General features: G+C 70.0%; 13 protein-coding genes and 2 tRNA genes. 3 read left to right on the forward strand and 12 right to left on the reverse strand.

Annotated features, from left to right (window positions below; all coding sequences use genetic code 11):
• Nucleotides 1–42: 42 nt before the first annotated feature.
• From ACFYRX_RS01240 to ACFYRX_RS01255, 4 genes are all read right to left on the reverse strand, one after another.
• A tRNA-Met gene (locus ACFYRX_RS01240) sits at nucleotides 43–116 on the reverse strand.
• A gap of 225 nt (nucleotides 117–341) precedes the next feature.
• Nucleotides 342–2,177, reverse strand: coding sequence for a tetratricopeptide repeat protein (locus ACFYRX_RS01245; RefSeq protein WP_389095500.1), 1,836 nt, complete (start codon nucleotides 2,175–2,177; stop codon nucleotides 342–344).
• A 206-nt stretch (nucleotides 2,178–2,383) separates the two neighbouring features.
• A tRNA-Met gene (locus ACFYRX_RS01250) sits at nucleotides 2,384–2,457 on the reverse strand.
• A gap of 43 nt (nucleotides 2,458–2,500) precedes the next feature.
• Nucleotides 2,501–5,437, reverse strand: coding sequence for a UPF0182 family protein (locus ACFYRX_RS01255; RefSeq protein ID WP_389095501.1), 2,937 nt, complete (start codon nucleotides 5,435–5,437; stop codon nucleotides 2,501–2,503).
• 200 nt (nucleotides 5,438–5,637) lie between these two features.
• Here ACFYRX_RS01255 and ACFYRX_RS01260 point away from each other — a divergent pair, with 200 nt between their 5' ends.
• Nucleotides 5,638–6,180 carry a PPA1309 family protein gene (locus ACFYRX_RS01260; RefSeq protein ID WP_389095503.1) on the forward strand — a complete coding sequence of 181 codons (543 nt, stop codon included), beginning with the start codon at nucleotides 5,638–5,640 and terminating at the stop codon, nucleotides 6,178–6,180.
• A 68-nt stretch (nucleotides 6,181–6,248) separates the two neighbouring features.
• Here ACFYRX_RS01260 and ACFYRX_RS01265 read toward each other — a convergent pair whose 3' ends face one another.
• The 4 genes from ACFYRX_RS01265 to ACFYRX_RS01280 form a co-directional block, all read right to left on the reverse strand.
• Complete coding sequence (locus ACFYRX_RS01265; protein ID WP_389095505.1) at nucleotides 6,249–7,346, reverse strand: PDZ domain-containing protein; 1,098 nt, start codon at nucleotides 7,344–7,346, stop codon at nucleotides 6,249–6,251.
• Nucleotides 7,347–7,407: 61 nt separating this feature from the next.
• Nucleotides 7,408–7,572, reverse strand: coding sequence for a hypothetical protein (locus ACFYRX_RS01270; RefSeq protein ID WP_389095506.1), 165 nt, complete (start codon nucleotides 7,570–7,572; stop codon nucleotides 7,408–7,410).
• Nucleotides 7,573–7,695: 123 nt separating this feature from the next.
• Nucleotides 7,696–8,157, reverse strand: a complete 462-nt coding sequence (locus ACFYRX_RS01275) for a molybdenum cofactor biosynthesis protein MoaE (protein WP_389095508.1) — start codon at nucleotides 8,155–8,157, stop codon at nucleotides 7,696–7,698.
• 203 nt (nucleotides 8,158–8,360) lie between these two features.
• The gene (locus ACFYRX_RS01280; RefSeq protein ID WP_389095509.1) at nucleotides 8,361–9,476 is read right to left on the reverse strand and encodes an SDR family oxidoreductase; all 1,116 of its coding nucleotides are present in this window, start codon (nucleotides 9,474–9,476) and stop codon (nucleotides 8,361–8,363) included.
• A gap of 191 nt (nucleotides 9,477–9,667) precedes the next feature.
• On the opposite strand from ACFYRX_RS01280, the gene ACFYRX_RS01285 reads away from it, so the two are divergent.
• Both ACFYRX_RS01285 and ACFYRX_RS01290 read left to right on the forward strand, forming a co-directional pair.
• Entirely contained in the window at nucleotides 9,668–11,092 is a 1,425-nt protein-coding gene (locus tag ACFYRX_RS01285) for a zinc-dependent metalloprotease (RefSeq protein WP_389095511.1), read from the forward strand.
• On the forward strand, nucleotides 11,089–11,610 hold the full coding sequence (locus tag ACFYRX_RS01290; RefSeq protein ID WP_389095512.1) for an NUDIX hydrolase: 522 nt from the start codon (nucleotides 11,089–11,091) through the stop codon (nucleotides 11,608–11,610). The genes ACFYRX_RS01285 and ACFYRX_RS01290 overlap by 4 nt, the downstream gene beginning before the upstream one ends.
• 71 nt (nucleotides 11,611–11,681) lie before the next feature.
• Here the strand turns inward: ACFYRX_RS01290 and ACFYRX_RS01295 are convergent, their stop codons facing one another.
• The 4 genes from ACFYRX_RS01295 to ACFYRX_RS01310 all read right to left on the reverse strand — a co-directional run bounded on the left by ACFYRX_RS01295 (nucleotide 11,682) and on the right by ACFYRX_RS01310 (nucleotide 15,380).
• Nucleotides 11,682–12,419 (reverse strand): AIM24 family protein, encoded by a 738-nt coding sequence (locus ACFYRX_RS01295; RefSeq protein ID WP_389095514.1) that lies wholly within the window; start codon nucleotides 12,417–12,419, stop codon nucleotides 11,682–11,684.
• 19 nt (nucleotides 12,420–12,438) lie between these two features.
• Complete coding sequence (locus ACFYRX_RS01300) at nucleotides 12,439–13,116, reverse strand: AIM24 family protein (RefSeq protein WP_389095516.1); 678 nt, start codon at nucleotides 13,114–13,116, stop codon at nucleotides 12,439–12,441.
• 4 nt (nucleotides 13,117–13,120) lie between these two features.
• A complete protein-coding gene (locus ACFYRX_RS01305) occupies nucleotides 13,121–14,668 on the reverse strand; it encodes a TerD family protein (RefSeq protein ID WP_389095518.1) in 1,548 nt (515 codons plus the stop codon).
• 115 nt (nucleotides 14,669–14,783) lie between these two features.
• Nucleotides 14,784–15,380 (reverse strand): M48 family metallopeptidase, encoded by a 597-nt coding sequence (locus ACFYRX_RS01310; RefSeq protein ID WP_389095520.1) that lies wholly within the window; start codon nucleotides 15,378–15,380, stop codon nucleotides 14,784–14,786.
• Nucleotides 15,381–15,500 lie beyond the last annotated feature (120 nt).

Consider the following 15,500-nt stretch of genomic DNA (forward strand, 5'->3'; position numbering starts at 1 on the left):
CGAGGGCCGGAACCCTTTCGGATTCCGGCCCTCGGCCTTCAGTAGCGGGGACAGGATTTGAACCTGCGACCTCTGGGTTATGAGCCCAGCGAGCTACCGAGCTGCTCCACCCCGCGGCGATGAATGCAACGTTACGTGAGAGCAGCGGAAAGAAGCAAATCGTTTGTCTGCGGGCACATCGTGGCTGGTCGCGCCGGTCCCCGCGCCCCTGAGTGGGGACAGCGAGGCCGACGCGACTACACCCACCAAGGGGCGCGGGGCTGTGACATCAGCGGCTCCGCCGCAGGGCGCGACAAGCCCCCAACGGTCCGCAGCCGCAGAACAACCGGCCCCGCACCCCGTTACGCGGACAACTCCTCACGCAACGCGTCCCGCAACCGGGCCGCCCGCTCGGAGACCTCCGCGGGTCCCAGCTCCACCGCCCGGTCGGCCCACCGCTGCCCCTCGGCCAGCTCACCCCGACGCGCGTAGACCAGGGCCAGCCGCAACGCCGCCCGCCCGTGCCCCGCGTCGGCCGCCCGGGCCCACCACACGGCGGCCTCCGGGTCACTCCCCTCGCGCGCGAGCAGCAGCCCCAGGTTGAAGGCTCCGTTCCGGGACCCGGCCTCGGCGGCCTCCCGGTACCAGCGGGCCGCCTCCACGACATCGCCCCGAGCGGCGGCGAGCATGCCCACCCGCACCTGAGCCCGGCGGTGCCCCTGAGAGGCCGCCCGCTCGTACCACTCCTCGCACTCGCTCTTCTCCGTGTGCACGGGCTCCCCGAGCGAATGCGCGGGCACCGGTGGCCGCCGTGCGTCGAGCACGGTCGCCAGCCGGTACGCGGCCTCCGCGCTGCCACCTCCCGCCGCACACCGCAGATGCCGCTCGGCGGTGGCCTCGTCGCCGTCCCGCAGCCGCGCGATGCCCACCTGAAGCGCGGCCTCGGTGTGCCCGGCGGCGGCGGCACGCTCGTACCACCGCAGCGCGACGGCCTCCTCGCCGCGCCCGGCGAACAGGATCCCGAGGTTGAACGCGGCGTCCACGCTCCCGGCCTCCGCGGCCTTGGAGAACCAGGGCTCCGCGCCGGCCGTGTCCCCACCCTGCAGCAGCAGAATGGCGAGCGCGTTGGCCGCCTCCCGGTGCCCGGCGTACGCCGCCCGCCGGTACCACTGCTCGGCCTGCGCGGTCCGGCCCTGCTCGGCGCAGAGCAGCCCGAGGTTGTGCGCGCCGTTGTCGTCGCCGGCGTCCATCGCCGCCCGGTACCACCGCTCGGCGGTCTGCGGCTCCCCGCGCTCGGCGTGCAGGGCGCCCAGCGCGTTGGCCGCGTTGCCGTCCCCGTCCTGGGCGGCGCGCAGCCACCACACGGCGGCGCTCTCGGTGTCCCCCGCGTCGCGCAGCAGGAAGCCGAGGGCGCAGGCGGCCCGCGCCTCGCCGTCCTTGGCGGACGTCAGGTACCAGCGCCCGGCCTCCTTGAGGGCACCGCGCCGCTCCAGGATCGCCCCGAGATGCAGCGCCGCCCGCCGATGTCCGCGCGCGGCGGCCTGGCGGTACCACTGCTCGGCCTCGGCCCCGGCGCCGTGGTCGTCCCCGATGTCCCCCTCGGGCCCCAGCCGGCGGTCGAGCGTGCGGGCCAGCCGGTAGGCCGCCTCCCGGTGTCCTCGCTCGGCCGCGGTCCGCATCCACGGTTCGGCGCCCGCGTCCCCGCGGTGCTCCAGCAGGTCGGCGAGCGCGTAGGCGCCCAGGGCGTGCCCCTGCTCGGCGGACTGCCGCAGCCAGTACTCGGCGGCGGGCTCGTCGCCCCGCTCGCGGTGGTGACGCCCCAGGGCGTGCGCGGCCGCGGCGGAACCGGCGACGGCGGCGATCCGCCACCACCCGGCGGCGTCGTCGGCATAACCGCGCTGGTACAGCAGGACACCGAGGTTGTTGGCCGCGGCCCGGTCCCCGGCGGCGGTGGCGGCACGCAGATGGGGCTCGGCTCCGTCGAGATCACCGCGACGCAGCAGCAGGGCGCCGAGCACACTCATCGCCTCGACGTCGCCGGTCTCCGCGGCGACGCGCAGACGTGCCTCCTCGGCAGCCTCCCCGGTCTCGTCCCGGTCCATGGGCTGCGACAAGTCGCCCGTCGACTCCGAAAAATCGGCAGGCTGCACAAAACGCCCTGTCTCCAACAGAGTTGCCTTGTCCCCCATAACGTCCATCGTCGCACCACCTGCAACCTGGGTACACCTGGTATACCGCAACCAGTGATGTCACTTCAGCGTTTTGTCGACATGCCCACAGAGAGACAAGTCAAACACCGTTCGCCAACTCCCACGGGGCGGCACGGCCGTTCCGCGGGTCGGTACATGCGTTCGCACATCACGAAGGCCCGGATCCTCAAGAGGATCCGGGCCTTCGTTTTCAGTAGCGGGGACAGGATTTGAACCTGCGACCTCTGGGTTATGAGCCCAGCGAGCTACCGAGCTGCTCCACCCCGCGCCGTTGTGTTCCAACCTTATCATGGCGCGAGGTGGGCTTTTGATCAGCCGCTGGGACTGCTGCTCGGGCTACTTCTGGGGCTGCTGCTCGGACTGCCGCTCGGACTCGGACTGCTGCTGGGCTTCGCGCTGCTGCTGGGCTTGGCCGCCGCGGCCTGCGCCTCCTCGGCCCGCTTGAGCGCGGCCTCCAGGTCCTTCTGGGCCTGGCCGTACGCCTCCCAGTCGCCCTTCTTCAGGGCTTCCTGGCCGGTGTCGAACGCCTTCTGGGCGTCGTCCAGGGCCTGTTGGACCGTCGGGTTGCTGGATGTCGGCGGCGGAGTGGTGGTCCCCCCGCCGTCGTCCTCCGGTGGCGGCGTGGTCGAACCGTCCGCTCCGAACACCTTGTTGAGGGCTTCGTCGAGGGTGTCCTCGAAGGCGGTGTTGCCTCCGTACGTCACCAACACCTTCCGCAGCAGCGGGTACTTGAGTCCACCACCGCGTACGTAGACCGGCTCCACGTAGAGCAGTCCTCCGTCGAGCGGCACCGTCAGGAGGTTGCCGTACTCCACGTTGGAGTCGCCTCTGTTGAGGAGGCTGATGGTCTCGGCGATGTCCTGTTCGGAGTTGAACTGGCTCTGCACCTGTTTGGGCCCGCTGACCGTGGTGTTGGTCGGCAGTTTCAGGATTCTGATCTTGCCGTAGTCAGGAGTGCCCGCCTCGGCGTCGACCGTCATGAACGCGCTGAGGTTGTCACGGCCGTTGGGCGTGAACGTCGTCGTGAGCGAGAACGCCTGCGCCGACTGGTCGGGCATCTTCATGCTCAGGTAGTACGGCGGCACCGCGTCGCCCGACTTGTTGGTCGGGTCGTCCGGCACCTGCCACACCTCGCTGCCGCTCAGGAAGGTGTCGGCGTCCTCGACGTGGTAGCGCGCCAGCAGTTCACGCTGGACCTTGAACAGGTCCTGCGGGTACCGCAGATGGTCCATGAGGTCGGTGGAGATGTCCCCCCTGGGCTCCACGGTGCCCGGGAACGCCTTCATCCAGGTCTTGAGGACCGGGTCCTTGGTGTCCCACTGGTAGAGCTTGACCTCGCCGGTGTACGCGTCGACGGTCGCCTTCACCGAGTTGCGGATGTAGTTGACCTGGTTCTGCTGGGCCACCACCGCGCGCGAGTTGTTGGTCGCCGTCAGCGAGTCGGCCGTCGTGTCACCGAGGGTCGTACGGGAGGAGTACGGGTAGCCGTTGGTCGTCGTGTACGCGTCGACGATCCACTGGATCTTGCCCTGCACCACCGCCGGATAGGCGTCGCCGTCGATGGTCAGCCAGGGTGCGACCGCCTCGACGCGCTGCTTGGGCGTGCGGTTGTACAGGATCCGCGAGCCCTCGCCGATCGCTCCCGAGTAGAGGATCTGCGGCTCGTTGAACGCCACCGCGTACGCGGCCCGGTTGACCGGGTTGGAGAGGTTGACCCCGCTCTTGGCCTTGTAGCTGTAGGTCTTCTCGCCGTCGTCGTCGGAGTAGTCGATCTCCTTCTGGGGACCGCCGACGATCGAGTACTCGGTGGTCTTCTCGCCGTAGTAGACGCGCTGCTGGTACGTCCCGAGGTCGCCCTGGGAGGGCAGGTTGGACTCGGTGAAGACCGGGCGGCCCTCGGAGTCGGCCTCGGTGCCCTTCGCGGCGACCACGCCGTATCCGTGGGTGTAGCGGAAGTGGTCGTTGATCCAGTTGTTCTTCGGAATGCCGGCGAGATTCAGCTCGCGCAGACCGATGACCGTGTCCTGGCCCCCGGCGTTCTTGTCGTCCTTGCCGTAACGGTCGACGTCCAGGTTGGTCGGGAACGCGTAGTAGTTCCGCATCTGCTGGAGCTGCTGGAACGTCGGGGAGACGACGTTGGGGTCCACGACCCGGATGCTCGCCGTGGCGTCGACGTCGTCGCGCAGCTTGGTCTTGTCCGTGGTGGTGGCCTTGCCGGAGTACTCGTTCACCGAGGCGTCGTCGATGCCGTAGGCGGCGCGCGTCGCCTTGAGGTTCTTCTCGACGTACGGCGCTTCCTTGGCCTGCTCGTTCGGCTGGACCTGGAACTTCTGGACGATCGCCGGGTAGAGCCCGCCGATGAGGATCGCCGAGAGCACCATCAGGCCGAAGCCGATCACGGGCAGCTGCCAGGTGCGCCGCCACAGGGTGGCGAAGAACAGCAGCGCGCAGATGACGGCGATGCAGAACAGGATCGTCTTGGCGGGCAGATAGGCGTTCGCGTCGACGTACCTGAGGCCGGTCCAGCTGTCGGTCGCCTTGAAGTCGCTGGACTTCACGGCGAGGCCGTACCGGTCGAGCCAGTAGGCGACCGCCTTCAGCGCGACGAAGACACCCAGCAGCACCGAGAGGTGTCCGGTCGCGGCGGCCGTGGCCCGCGCGCCCGGCGAGGTGACCCTGAGGCCGCCGTACAGGTAGTGGGTGAGCGCGGCGGCGATCACCGAGAGGATCGCGGCGGCGAAGCCGAAGCCGAGCAGGAACCGGTACCAGGGCAGGTCGAAGGTGTAGAAGGAGATGTCGAGGTGGAACTGCGGGTCCTTCTGGCCGAAGGACACGCCGTTGACCCACATCAGCCAGGTACGCCACTGGCTGGACGCCGACGCACCCGCGATCAGACCCACCAGCGCGGTGATACCGAGCAGCAGCCACCTCTTGTAGGGCGCGATGCCCATCCGGTAGCGGTCGAGGTTCTGCTGCTCCATCGACATGGCGCTCAACGGCGGGCGCAGGCGGTGGGCCAGCCAGATGTTGAAGCCGACGGCGAGGGCCATCAGAAGGCCGAAGACGAAGAACAGCCCGACCTTGGTCCACAGGGTGGTGGTGAACACGGACGAGTAGTTCACCGAGCGGTACCAGAGCCAGTCCGTCCAGAAGCCCGCGAACATGGTGAACGCCATGCCGAGTACGGCAAGGACGCCCAGCGTCATGAGCAGGGTCCGGACGCGCCGGGACGGGCGGCCCACTCTCATCCGCGGCCCCGTCGGGCCTCCGCCGCGGTCCGGCATCTGGAAAGCCAAGGTGCGCACCTCGAAGTTCGCTGTCGATCCGTCAGACCCTCGTGTTCGCGGGCCCGGCGTGGCCCCCCGTGATCGCGGGCCCACACCTATGCAACTTACTCACCGTTTACTCGGTTCCCGATTCCGGTGACTAACGAGGCAGGATTGTGACCATGTCCAACACTCCCATGGCGGCGAGCCCGCTCACCCGGGCCGTACTCGAGATCGACGAGTACGCCTCCGGCCTCGGCTGGGACCAGCCCGCCCGCCTCTTCGCCCTCGTAGACACCGCCCGGCTGCGTACCCAGGAACCCGCTCTCGCGAGCCAGCTCGGTCTGCGGGACGGGCAGGAGTCCACGGCTCTCACCCCCATCGAGCAGGACGAGATTCCCGCGGGCAAGCCGCTCGACGAGTTCCTCGGCACCATCGCCTGGCCCGCCGCGGTCGTCGGCTGCGCGCTCACCGTCGAGCGCCTGATGCTGCCGCCGTCCGCCGAGGCGTCCGTTCCGCAGGGACTGAGCGAGGCCCGGTTGGCGAAGTGGGTCGCCGAGCACCCGGACCGGCAGGAGGTCCGCATGACGGTCGGGGTCCTGCGCAACGGCACCCGTGACTCGGCCCTTCGCCTGCGCGAGAAGGACTCCCCTACGGAGGTCCTCACGGGCGGCGCCCTGGTCCCGGGCCTGGCGGAGGCACTCGCGGCGACGTTCGAGGACTGAGCCGATACGACGACGGGGGGCGCCCTTCGGTGCGAAGGGCGCCCCCCGTCATGCGCACGCGCGCGTGGTCAGCCCTTGGTGGTGCACTTCGGCAGGTCGGACGTCCTGCCCTCGCGGATGTCCTTGAGCGCGCCGAGGGCGTCGTCGATGGTCTTCACCTTGACCAGGGTGAGTCCGCCGGGGGTGTCCGCGGCGGCGGCCGCGCAGTTGTCGGCGGGCGTCAGGAAGTACTGGGCGCCCTTGTCGCGGGCGCCGACCGTCTTCATGTCGATGCCGCCGATCGGGCCGACCTTGCCGTCGTCGTCGATCGTCCCGGTGCCGGCGACGAACTTGCCACCGGTCAGGCTGCCCGGGGTGAGCTTGTCGTAGATGCCGAGCGCGAACATGAGACCGGCGCTCGGGCCGCCGACGTCGGCAAGCTTGATGTCGATGGTGAACGGGAAGGTGTGGTCGGTCCCGGCGGCGATGCCGACGACGGCCCGCTTCTCGCCCTCGTCGTCGGAGGCCCTGGTCGTGATCGTGATCTTCTTGGTTCCCGTCGCCGCCCTGTTCGCCTTCTCGGCGGCGGCCTGCTCCTTGGCGGGCACGACCGTGAAGACGACCTTCTCGCCGGGCTTGTGCTTCGTCACCAGCTTCGCGACGTCGTCCGGCGCCTTCACCGTCGTACCGTCGACGGCCTTGATCACGTCACCGGCGTGCAGCTTGCCCTGGGCCGCGGAGTCCTTGACGACGGTCGAGACGATCACCCAGGACTGCACCGGGACGTCCAGTTCCTTGAGGGCGGCGACCTTGGCGCTCTCCTGGGACTGACTGAACTCCTCGGCATTCTCCTGGGTCGACTGCTGCTCGGTCTTGCCGTCCGGGTAGAGGGTGTCGTGCGGCACTACCTTGCTGTCGTGCGCGAGCCAGCCGTAGACGGCCTCGACGAGGTTCATCTTGTAGTCGGCGCTGGTGACGCGGACCGTGGTCATGTTCAGGTGACCGGTCGTCGGATAGGTCTTGCGCCCCGCGATCTGCAGCACCGGCTCGCCGCCGTGGTCCCCGAGGGTGTTCACCGTGGGGCCCGGCGACATCTCGGCGTAGGGCACGTTGATGAGGACACCCGCGCACAGGAGCGCGATCAGCATCAGGGTGGAGGCGAGCATCGTCGCGGTGCGGCGTGGCATGGCACGACAGTACGGGACGCTCCTCTCGGACCATCGTCAGGGCGCCGCTGTCACGTGAGCCTCAAGTACCGGAGTGCGACTTCTCCATGGCGGCACGGAACCGGGCGTATCCGTCGAGCTCGGGGCCGTCGCTGCGCACCTTGCGGGTGCGGTTGGCCCAACTGCCCCAGAGCCCGGCGGCGACCGCTGCGACGAACGGAATCAACAACCAGACGAGCGCACCCATGCCGACCTCCCGACCCCATAGTGAGCAACCGCGAAAAACTGACAGATCAGCAGATTAACCAGCTGCACTGACAACGCTCACGCCAGGGGTGCGGTTACGCAACCTGAGGGGTGGAGAAAGGGTTCAGCAGGCACCGACCCATTCCTCCGTACCGTCAGAAAACGTCTGGTGCTTCCAGATCGGCACCTCGTGCTTGAGATCGTCGATCAGTTTCCGGCAGGCCTCGAAGGCCTCCCCCCGATGGGGGCAGGAGACGGCGACGACGACGGCCAGATCCCCGACCTCGAGATCCCCGACCCGGTGCACCGCCGCCAGCGCCCGCACCGGGTACTCGGCGACCACCTTCTCGGCGACCCGCCGCATCTCGGCCTCGGCACTGGGGTGGCACGAATACCCGAGCTTGTCGACATCGACGCCCCCGTCGTGATTGCGCACGGTCCCCACGAACAGGGCGGTGCCCCCGGCGGCGTCGTCGCCGACGGCTCGGAAGACCTCGTCGAGGGAGAGCGGCGTCTCACGGATGGCGAGGAGCCTGATGGGATCCTGCGCGGCCTGCTCGCCGGGATGGTCGTTGGTGGGTGCCATACGTCCATCGTGCCGCACGCAGGAGAGGACGGGTAATAGCGTGATCACCCGGCACACACGCGTACACCTTTGGAGCGTCCTACAGCCAACTCAGCCCCTCCGGCGTTTGAGGAGCGGGGGTCCAGGGGGCAGAGCCCCCTGAAGGACGGGACGGGTAGGGGCGGCGGGGGCGAGAAAAACCCGACGCCACCCCCAGCTCCAGGTCAGATCCGACGCCGCGCCTTCCGAGCCCGCCGTACGACAGCCGCCGCACCGAGCAGCGCGACCGTCGCCCCCGCGGCCCCCGCCGCCGTCGCGTCCTTCCGCCCCAGCCGCCGCCCGGCCACCGTGTGCCGTCCGGCGACCTCCTCCAGCAGCTCCGCGAGCACCTCCTCGTTGGTCCACTGCGGCCGCCACCCGGCGTCATGCAGCCGGCTGCCGCTCACCACCCACGGGTACATCGTGTACGCGAGGTCCCCGGCGGGAGACGGCGTCAGCCCGATGCGGTGCAGCCGGGCCGCCGCCCCCAGGGCGACCGCCGAGGGCAACTCCATCCGCCGGATCCCGCTGAGCTCCTCGATCTCCTCCTGCTCCAGCCACCCGTCGCATCCGACGGCGAGCTCGCCCTCGACCTTCTCCAGGACGGCGTACTCCAGCGCACTGCACAGGTCCTCGAGGTGGCAGAACTGCCAGGCGGGACGGGACCCGGCCACGACCAGCAACCGCGGCGACTCGAAGTAGCGGGTCAGCGCGGTGTCGGTCCCCCCGCCCACCAGCACGGCCGGCCGCACTACGGTGACGTTCAGCCCCGGATGCGCCCGTGGGGCCCGCCGCGCGAGCCGCTCGATCTCCAGCAGGTCCCCGACGCCGGTCGCCTCCGCCGTGGCCCGCAGCTCGGCGTCCTCCGACAGCGGCAGTTCGTTGTCCGGGAGCGCCCCGTAGACCATCGCGGAGGTGCACAGCACGACCCGGTGGACGCCGGCGGCCGCCGCGGCGGTCAGGACCGTCTGTGTCCCTCGCACGTTGTACGCCGTACGGGCGGCGGGGTCCGTCTCCAGATCGAGGTCGAGCGCCAGATGCACCACGACGTCGGCACCCCGCAGCTTCTCCGCGATGGCCGGATCACGCACATCGAGGATGTGCCATTGCGCCGCCTCGCACTCGCCACGCCGCTCGTCCAGCGCGATGACCTGCTTGATCTCCTCCGAGGCGGCGAGCCGCTCGGTGAGCATGGCTCCGACGCCGGACGCGGCACCGGTGACCGCGACGACTGGCCCGCGCGCGGCGGGATTGGTTGACTGGTTTCGCGCTGCGCGAACCTGCGGATCAGGGGAACTCACCGGGCGTCTCCAGCGGTTGTCTTCAGTAGGAACGCGAGTGACGCGTACGTACCAGGTGGCATCCATCCTGCCGCAGGCCGCGAGTCGGCGGAGCACCGAGGCCCGAACCGCCCACGGTGTCTACGCTGGGTGGTGTTATCGGGCAGCCGCGCCGCCGGAGGAACCGGTGGCCTTACCAGCCGAGGAATCCCGTGAGTGACACCCCATTCGGATTCGGCCTTCCGCCGGAGGAGCCGGACGACGGCGACGAGGGCAAGAAGAAGGACCAGGAGAGCGGTGGTGGTCAGGGCCCGGCCAACCCGTTCGGTTTTGGCGGGCTGCCCGGCGCCGGAGGCTTTGGCGGCCCTGGTGCCGACAATCCGCTCGCAGCCATGTTCGGTTCGCTGAACCCCACCGACCTGGGCGCCGCCTTCCAGCAGCTGGGCCAGATGCTCTCCTACGAGGGCGGCCCGGTGAACTGGGACATGGCCAAGCAGATCGCCCGCCAGACCGTCTCCCAGGGCACGGCCGACGGCACCAAGGACGCGAGCGTCGGCCCCGCCGAGCGCACCGCGGTCGAGGAGGCCGTCCGGCTCGCCGACCTGTGGCTCGACGACGCGACGTCCCTGCCGTCCGGTGCAGGCTCCGCCGTGGCGTGGTCGCGCGCGGAGTGGGTCGAGGCGACCCTGCCCGCGTGGAAGGAGCTCGTGGACCCGGTGGCCGAGCGGGTCGGCACCGCCATGGGCGATGTCCTGCCGGAGGAGATGCAGGCCATGGCGGGCCCGCTGATCGGCATGATGCGCTCGATGGGCGGCGCCATGTTCGGCACCCAGATCGGACAGGCCGTCGGCGTGCTCGCGGGCGAGGTCGTCGGCTCCACCGACATCGGCCTGCCGCTGAGCCCGGCCGGCAAGGCGGCGCTGCTGCCGGTGAACATCGAGGCGTTCGGCAAGGACCTGGGCGTGCCCAAGGAGGAGGTGCGGCTGTATCTCGCCCTGCGCGAGGCCGCCCACCAGCGCCTGTTCACGCACGTGCCGTGGCTGCGCTCGCACCTGTTCGGCGCGGTCGACGGCTACGCACGCGGGATCAAGGTCGACACCGCAAAGCTGGAGGACGTGGTCGGCCAGTTCGACCCGCAGAACCCCGAGCAGCTTCAGGACGCCCTCCAGCAGGGCATGTTCCAGCCCGAGGACACCCCGGAGCAGAAGGCGGCTTTGGCTCGTCTGGAGACGGCTCTGGCGCTCGTGGAGGGCTGGGTGGACGCGGTGGTCCACGCGGCCGCGAAGCCACGCCTGACGTCCGCCGACGCGCTGCGTGAGACCCTGCGCCGCCGCCGCGCCTCGGGTGGCCCGGCCGAGCAGACCTTCGCCACGCTGATCGGCCTGGAACTGCGCCCGCGCCGCCTGCGTGACGCCTCCCGCCTGTGGGCCTCGCTCACGGACGCGCGCGGTGTCGACGGCCGGGACGGTCTGTGGGCCCACCCGGACATGCTGCCGACCGCCTCCGACCTGGACGACCCGGACGGCTTCGTGCACCGCGAGCAGCTGGACTTCTCCGAGCTGGACAAGATGCTCGGCGAGGCCGCGGACGGCTCCGCCGTGAAGCCCGACCTGAAGAAGGACGACGACACCGAGTGAGCCTCCATGACGACGCCGCCCTGGTCCTCAAGGGATACGAGGACCAGGCGGATCTTCGCCAGGCCTACCTGGACCATCTCGCGGCCCACCCGGACGGCATGTGGAAGGCCTGTCACGCGGGGCACATCACGGCGAGCGCGCTGGTGATCGACCCCTCGCGCGGGCAGGTCCTGCTCACCCTGCACAAGAAGCTGCGCATGTGGCTCCAGATGGGCGGCCACTGCGAGCCCCAGGACCTTTCCCTGGAGGCCGCGGCCCTGCGTGAGGCGACGGAGGAGTCGGGCGTAACGGGGCTGACCCTGCTGCCCGGCGGCCCGGTCCGCCTGGACCGGCATCCCATCCCGGCGCCCTGCCACTGGCACCTCGACGTCCAGTACGCGGCACTGTCCCCGCGCGGCGCCGTGGAGACGATCAGCGACGAGTCGCTCGACGTGCGGTGGTTCGCCTACGACGAGGTGGCGGGTGTGGCCGACGAGTCGGTCGTACGACTGCTGGAGGCGACGCGCGCAAGGCTGTGAGCTTCTTCCCTGCTCATGTGTAAGGGGCGCCCGCCCATGGTGGTCGCCCCTTACATGTGCCATCCGGACGGTCAGCTGTTGCTGCCGCCGAGGGAGTTGCCGCGCATGCCGAACTGGCCGAGCATCCCGCCGTTGCGCATGCCCTGAGGCGGCAGGAGTTCGCTGGGCTGGACCAGGACGTGGCCCGTGCCGCCGAAGTGCATCTCCCAGCCCTCGCCGGTGGTGCCCCTGCGGCGCCACACGCCGGAGGTGGAGGTGGGCGCCTGGAGCTGGGTGCGCAGGGACGTGGACCAGGCGATGACGGCGTCGGAGTCGACGCAGACGTTCTTGTCCGGTCCGACCTCCAGCACCAGCGGCTCGCCCGAGGTCATCAGGACGACCTCCCCGGAGCCGGAGAGCTCCAGGTTGTAGGCGCCCGCCGCGGCCACCTCGACGGCACTGTCCACCGCGACGATGCCGACGCCGAGGGAGCCGTCGAAGGCCAGGACGTAGGAGCTGTCGACGGTGATGCCGCGGCCGACCTCCATGACGTGCAGGTGCTGGGCGAGGTTGGCCAGGTAGACGATGCCGTTGCCCTTGCAGCGCATGAGTTCGAGGCGTTCGCCGGTCATCCGCTCGACGTTGCGCCAGCTGCGGTTGCGGTACTGGCTGTCGAACTCGACCTGTCCCTCGAAGGCCACCATGGCGCCCTGCCGGGCCAGGATCGGGCTGCTGCCCTGGGTGACGTCGGTCTTCAGGAGCTGCGGGTTCTGCAGGGTGTACCGCCCGGTCGACTCGACCGGGACGTGTGCGAAGAGTGTGCTGTGCATGGTGTGCCTGGTGCTCCCTTCAGCCCCGGATCTTGAATCGGTCGCCGGTGTCCTCGCTCGGCTGGACGACGACGAAGCCCTGCCCCTTGAAGCCGATCTGGAAGGCCTCGCCGCTGCCCCGGCCGATGAGGGCGCTCGCCTTGATGGTGCGGCGGGCCTTCATCTCCATTCCGGTGGTCCAGGCGACGAGCGCGTCCGGGTCGACGTACGTCTCGCGTTCGGCGCAGTCCAGGGCCATCGGGATGCCCCGGCTGACCAGGGCGACCCAGCCGGTGCCCTTGACGACGAGGTTGGTGAGGCCCGAACCGGACAGCTTGGCGAGTCCCTTGACCGGTTCGATGGTCAGTTCCAGCGAGGCGTCGCAGGCCAGCAGCGTGGCCCCGTTGACCGACAGCGCCTCGCCGTTCAGGTGCAGGACGAGGACGTCGCCGCCGTAGTCGGCCAGGTAGAGGTCTCCGTCGCCGCGCGCCAGCATCAGCCGGCCGCCCTCGCCGGTGACCATCGCCTCCGCCGAACGGCGCAGGCTCGCGGGCGCCCCGTCGAACTGCACGTAGCCGTCGTACGCGATCATCGAGCCGGCCTTGGCGATCAGGTCCTGCCCGCTGACCATGGTGACCTTGAGCGTCTTGGAGCTGTGCACACTCATACGGACGCCGGTCGGGGCGGCGCGGTGTGCACTCAGAGTCTGGGAGTCCATGGCCTCACACCTCGAAGGGCTGTACGACGACGAAGTTGCCGGGGGCGCCGCGGAACTGGAGGTTCACGGCCTCGGTGGCGTGCTGGGCGTACCCGGAGCGACGCAGCCTGAGCGAGGTCGTGGTGACCGCCTGCGCACCGGCGGACCAGGCGATCACCGCGTTGCCGTCGACGTAGGTGGCCGGGCCGACAGGGATGACGACAGGCACGCCGCGTGTCTTGACGACGACCGCCCCCGTGCCGGAGAAGAGCATGCTGAAGAAGCCCCCGCCGGGCAGTCCCTCGCCCTCGATACGGCGGACCTCGGTCTCCAGGGACTCGTCGAAGGCGAGCACTCCCTGAGCACTGGTGTAGAGCTGCTCGCCCTGGAGGCGGATGACGAAGACACGGCTGGCCTCGTCGGCGAGGAACACCTCGCCGTTGCCGGTGCAGCGCATCAGGGACATGCCCTGGCCGGTGAGCGCCCCGGTGAGTTTGCCGAGCAGTCCCGAGCCCTTGTGGGCGAAGTCGATGTCGCCCTGGTAGGCGACCATGCTGCCCTGCTTGGCGAGGATGGGGGCGTCCTTGGTGAGGGTGGCCCGCACCAGGTTCGCGTTCTGCTCGGTCCAGCGGTCGCCGACCGGGGCTTCCGCGTACTTCGTCAGGACGACACGGACGTTCGCCTCCGGCGGCACGGGAGCGAGCTGCGTGCCTCCGAAGGGCTGCGCCTGGCCGGGGAAGGCCCCGGGAGGTGCGAACTGCCCCGCGACGGCACCTGGGGGCGTGAACTGACCCGCGGGCGCACCGGGGGGCGCGTACTGACCTGCCGGGGGTGCGCCGGGCGGCGTGAACGTCTGCGGGCTCGTCGGCGCGGCGGGCGCGGGCGGGGCGGTTCCGGCGAGCGTCGGAGCGGTGTGGACGGACGGCGCCGGAGCGGGCGGTGCGCCGAACGACGGAGCCGGCGCGGCGGCCTGCGGGGGCGGTGCGAAGGCCGGCGGCTGGGACTGGGCCGGTACGGCGGCCTGGGGCGCGGACTCCGGCTCCTCCTCGGCGACCTCGCCGCCGAAGTTCTTCAGCAGCGCGTCCAGGCCGCCGTCGAAGCCCTGGCCGACCGCGGCGAACCGCCAGACGTCCTTCAGGTACAGGTCGCCCACCATCACAGCGCGCTCGGTGGAGAACTCACTGCCGTCGAACGGGTACCGGGCCACTTCCTCGCCACCGGCGACGATACGGAGACAGCCGGGGGCGATCTGCGACATCTGGCCGTCGCCGTCGATCGTCGCCGTGAACGAAAGCTTCTGGATCTGCGACGGAATCCGGTCGAGCGTGACCCGGAACGACTCCGTGTCGCCCGCCTGCGCACCCAGGAGCTGAATGGAGTCCTCGGGAGACTTCGGCTGGTTGAAGAAAATGAAGTAACGGTCGTCCGAGAGCTGTTCGTCGGCGTCGAGCCCGAAGCAGCTGATGTCGAAGGTCAGTCCGGGGCCGGAGATCTGTACACCCACGTACAGATCCGTGCCCGCGGTCAGGTCACTGATCTTGGCCTTGTGGCCGCGTTGGAATTCCCTGGCCATGCGTAACGACCGTCCCCCATCCGGAATGCGAGTGCGTCGCGACAGGCTAACGGCAAACTCGGACACCGACGGAGGTCGGTACAGATCCGGTACAAAAACCCGTTCGAGTCGGCAGTCACTCTCCGCGAGTGCCCGGGGGATGCGGCAACCGGTCCGCGGCGACCACGCCCTCCAGGTAGCCCTTGGCCCGTTCGGTGCGCGGATAGGCCTCCAGCAGCCGCCAGAAACGGGGCCCGTGCCCGGGTACCAGCAGATGCGCGAGTTCGTGCAGCAGGACGTAGTCGACGACGTACTCCGGCATGCCCTGAAGCCGGTGCGACAGCCGGATGCTGCTCTCGGACGGCGTGCACGAACCCCAGCGCGTGTTCTGGTTGGTGACCCAGCGGACCGTGGCGGGCCGCGCCCTGCCGTCGAAGTACTGGTCCGACAGCCGCCGGGCGCGCTCGGAGAGCTCGGCGTCACCGAGGACCCGTTTGCTCTCCTGGGCTGCCAGCTTGTCGAGCATGACGCTGACCCAGCGCTGCTCCTCGGCCTCGGACATCCGGGCAGGGATGAGCACGACGGTGCGATCGCCCTCGCGGTACGCGGAGACCGTCCGGCGGCGACGGCTGCTCCTGCGCACCTCGATCGCGCTCGCCCCCGAGCCGCTCGGCGGCTGACTCGTCGTGCTGCGCTGTGGCGTTCCGGCGCTGTGCAGTGGGTCGGCGGGCACGCCCTGACGTTACCCGCTGCACACGGGGGAAGTCCCGACTCCGGGACGGTTCGGTTCCGATCGCCCGCCAAGCGTCTGATTTGTACGACGAATAGCCCTTACCTGTGGACAACTTTCGGC

Origin of the sequence: Streptomyces sp. NPDC005374 (assembly GCF_042872225.1) — a bacterium.
Lineage (GTDB): Bacteria > Actinomycetota > Actinomycetes > Streptomycetales > Streptomycetaceae > Streptomyces.

Excerpts from the sequence above, each read along its gene's own strand:
- ACFYRX_RS01270 (WP_389095506.1), bottom strand. The coding sequence starts at position 7,572 with ATGGGTGCGCTCGTCTGGTTGTTGATTCCGTTCGTCGCAGCGGTCGCC.
- ACFYRX_RS01265 (WP_389095505.1), bottom strand. The coding sequence starts at position 7,346 with ATGCCACGCCGCACCGCGACGATGCTCGCCTCCACCCTGATGCTGATC.
- ACFYRX_RS01275 (WP_389095508.1), bottom strand. The coding sequence starts at position 8,157 with ATGGCACCCACCAACGACCATCCCGGCGAGCAGGCCGCGCAGGATCCC.
- ACFYRX_RS01255 (WP_389095501.1), bottom strand. The coding sequence starts at position 5,437 with ATGAGAGTGGGCCGCCCGTCCCGGCGCGTCCGGACCCTGCTCATGACG.
- ACFYRX_RS01300 (WP_389095516.1), bottom strand. The coding sequence starts at position 13,116 with ATGGACTCCCAGACTCTGAGTGCACACCGCGCCGCCCCGACCGGCGTC.
- ACFYRX_RS01245 (WP_389095500.1), bottom strand. The coding sequence starts at position 2,177 with ATGGACGTTATGGGGGACAAGGCAACTCTGTTGGAGACAGGGCGTTTT.
- ACFYRX_RS01295 (WP_389095514.1), bottom strand. The coding sequence starts at position 12,419 with ATGCACAGCACACTCTTCGCACACGTCCCGGTCGAGTCGACCGGGCGG.
- ACFYRX_RS01260 (WP_389095503.1), top strand. The coding sequence starts at position 5,638 with ATGTCCAACACTCCCATGGCGGCGAGCCCGCTCACCCGGGCCGTACTC.
- ACFYRX_RS01305 (WP_389095518.1), bottom strand. The coding sequence starts at position 14,668 with ATGGCCAGGGAATTCCAACGCGGCCACAAGGCCAAGATCAGTGACCTG.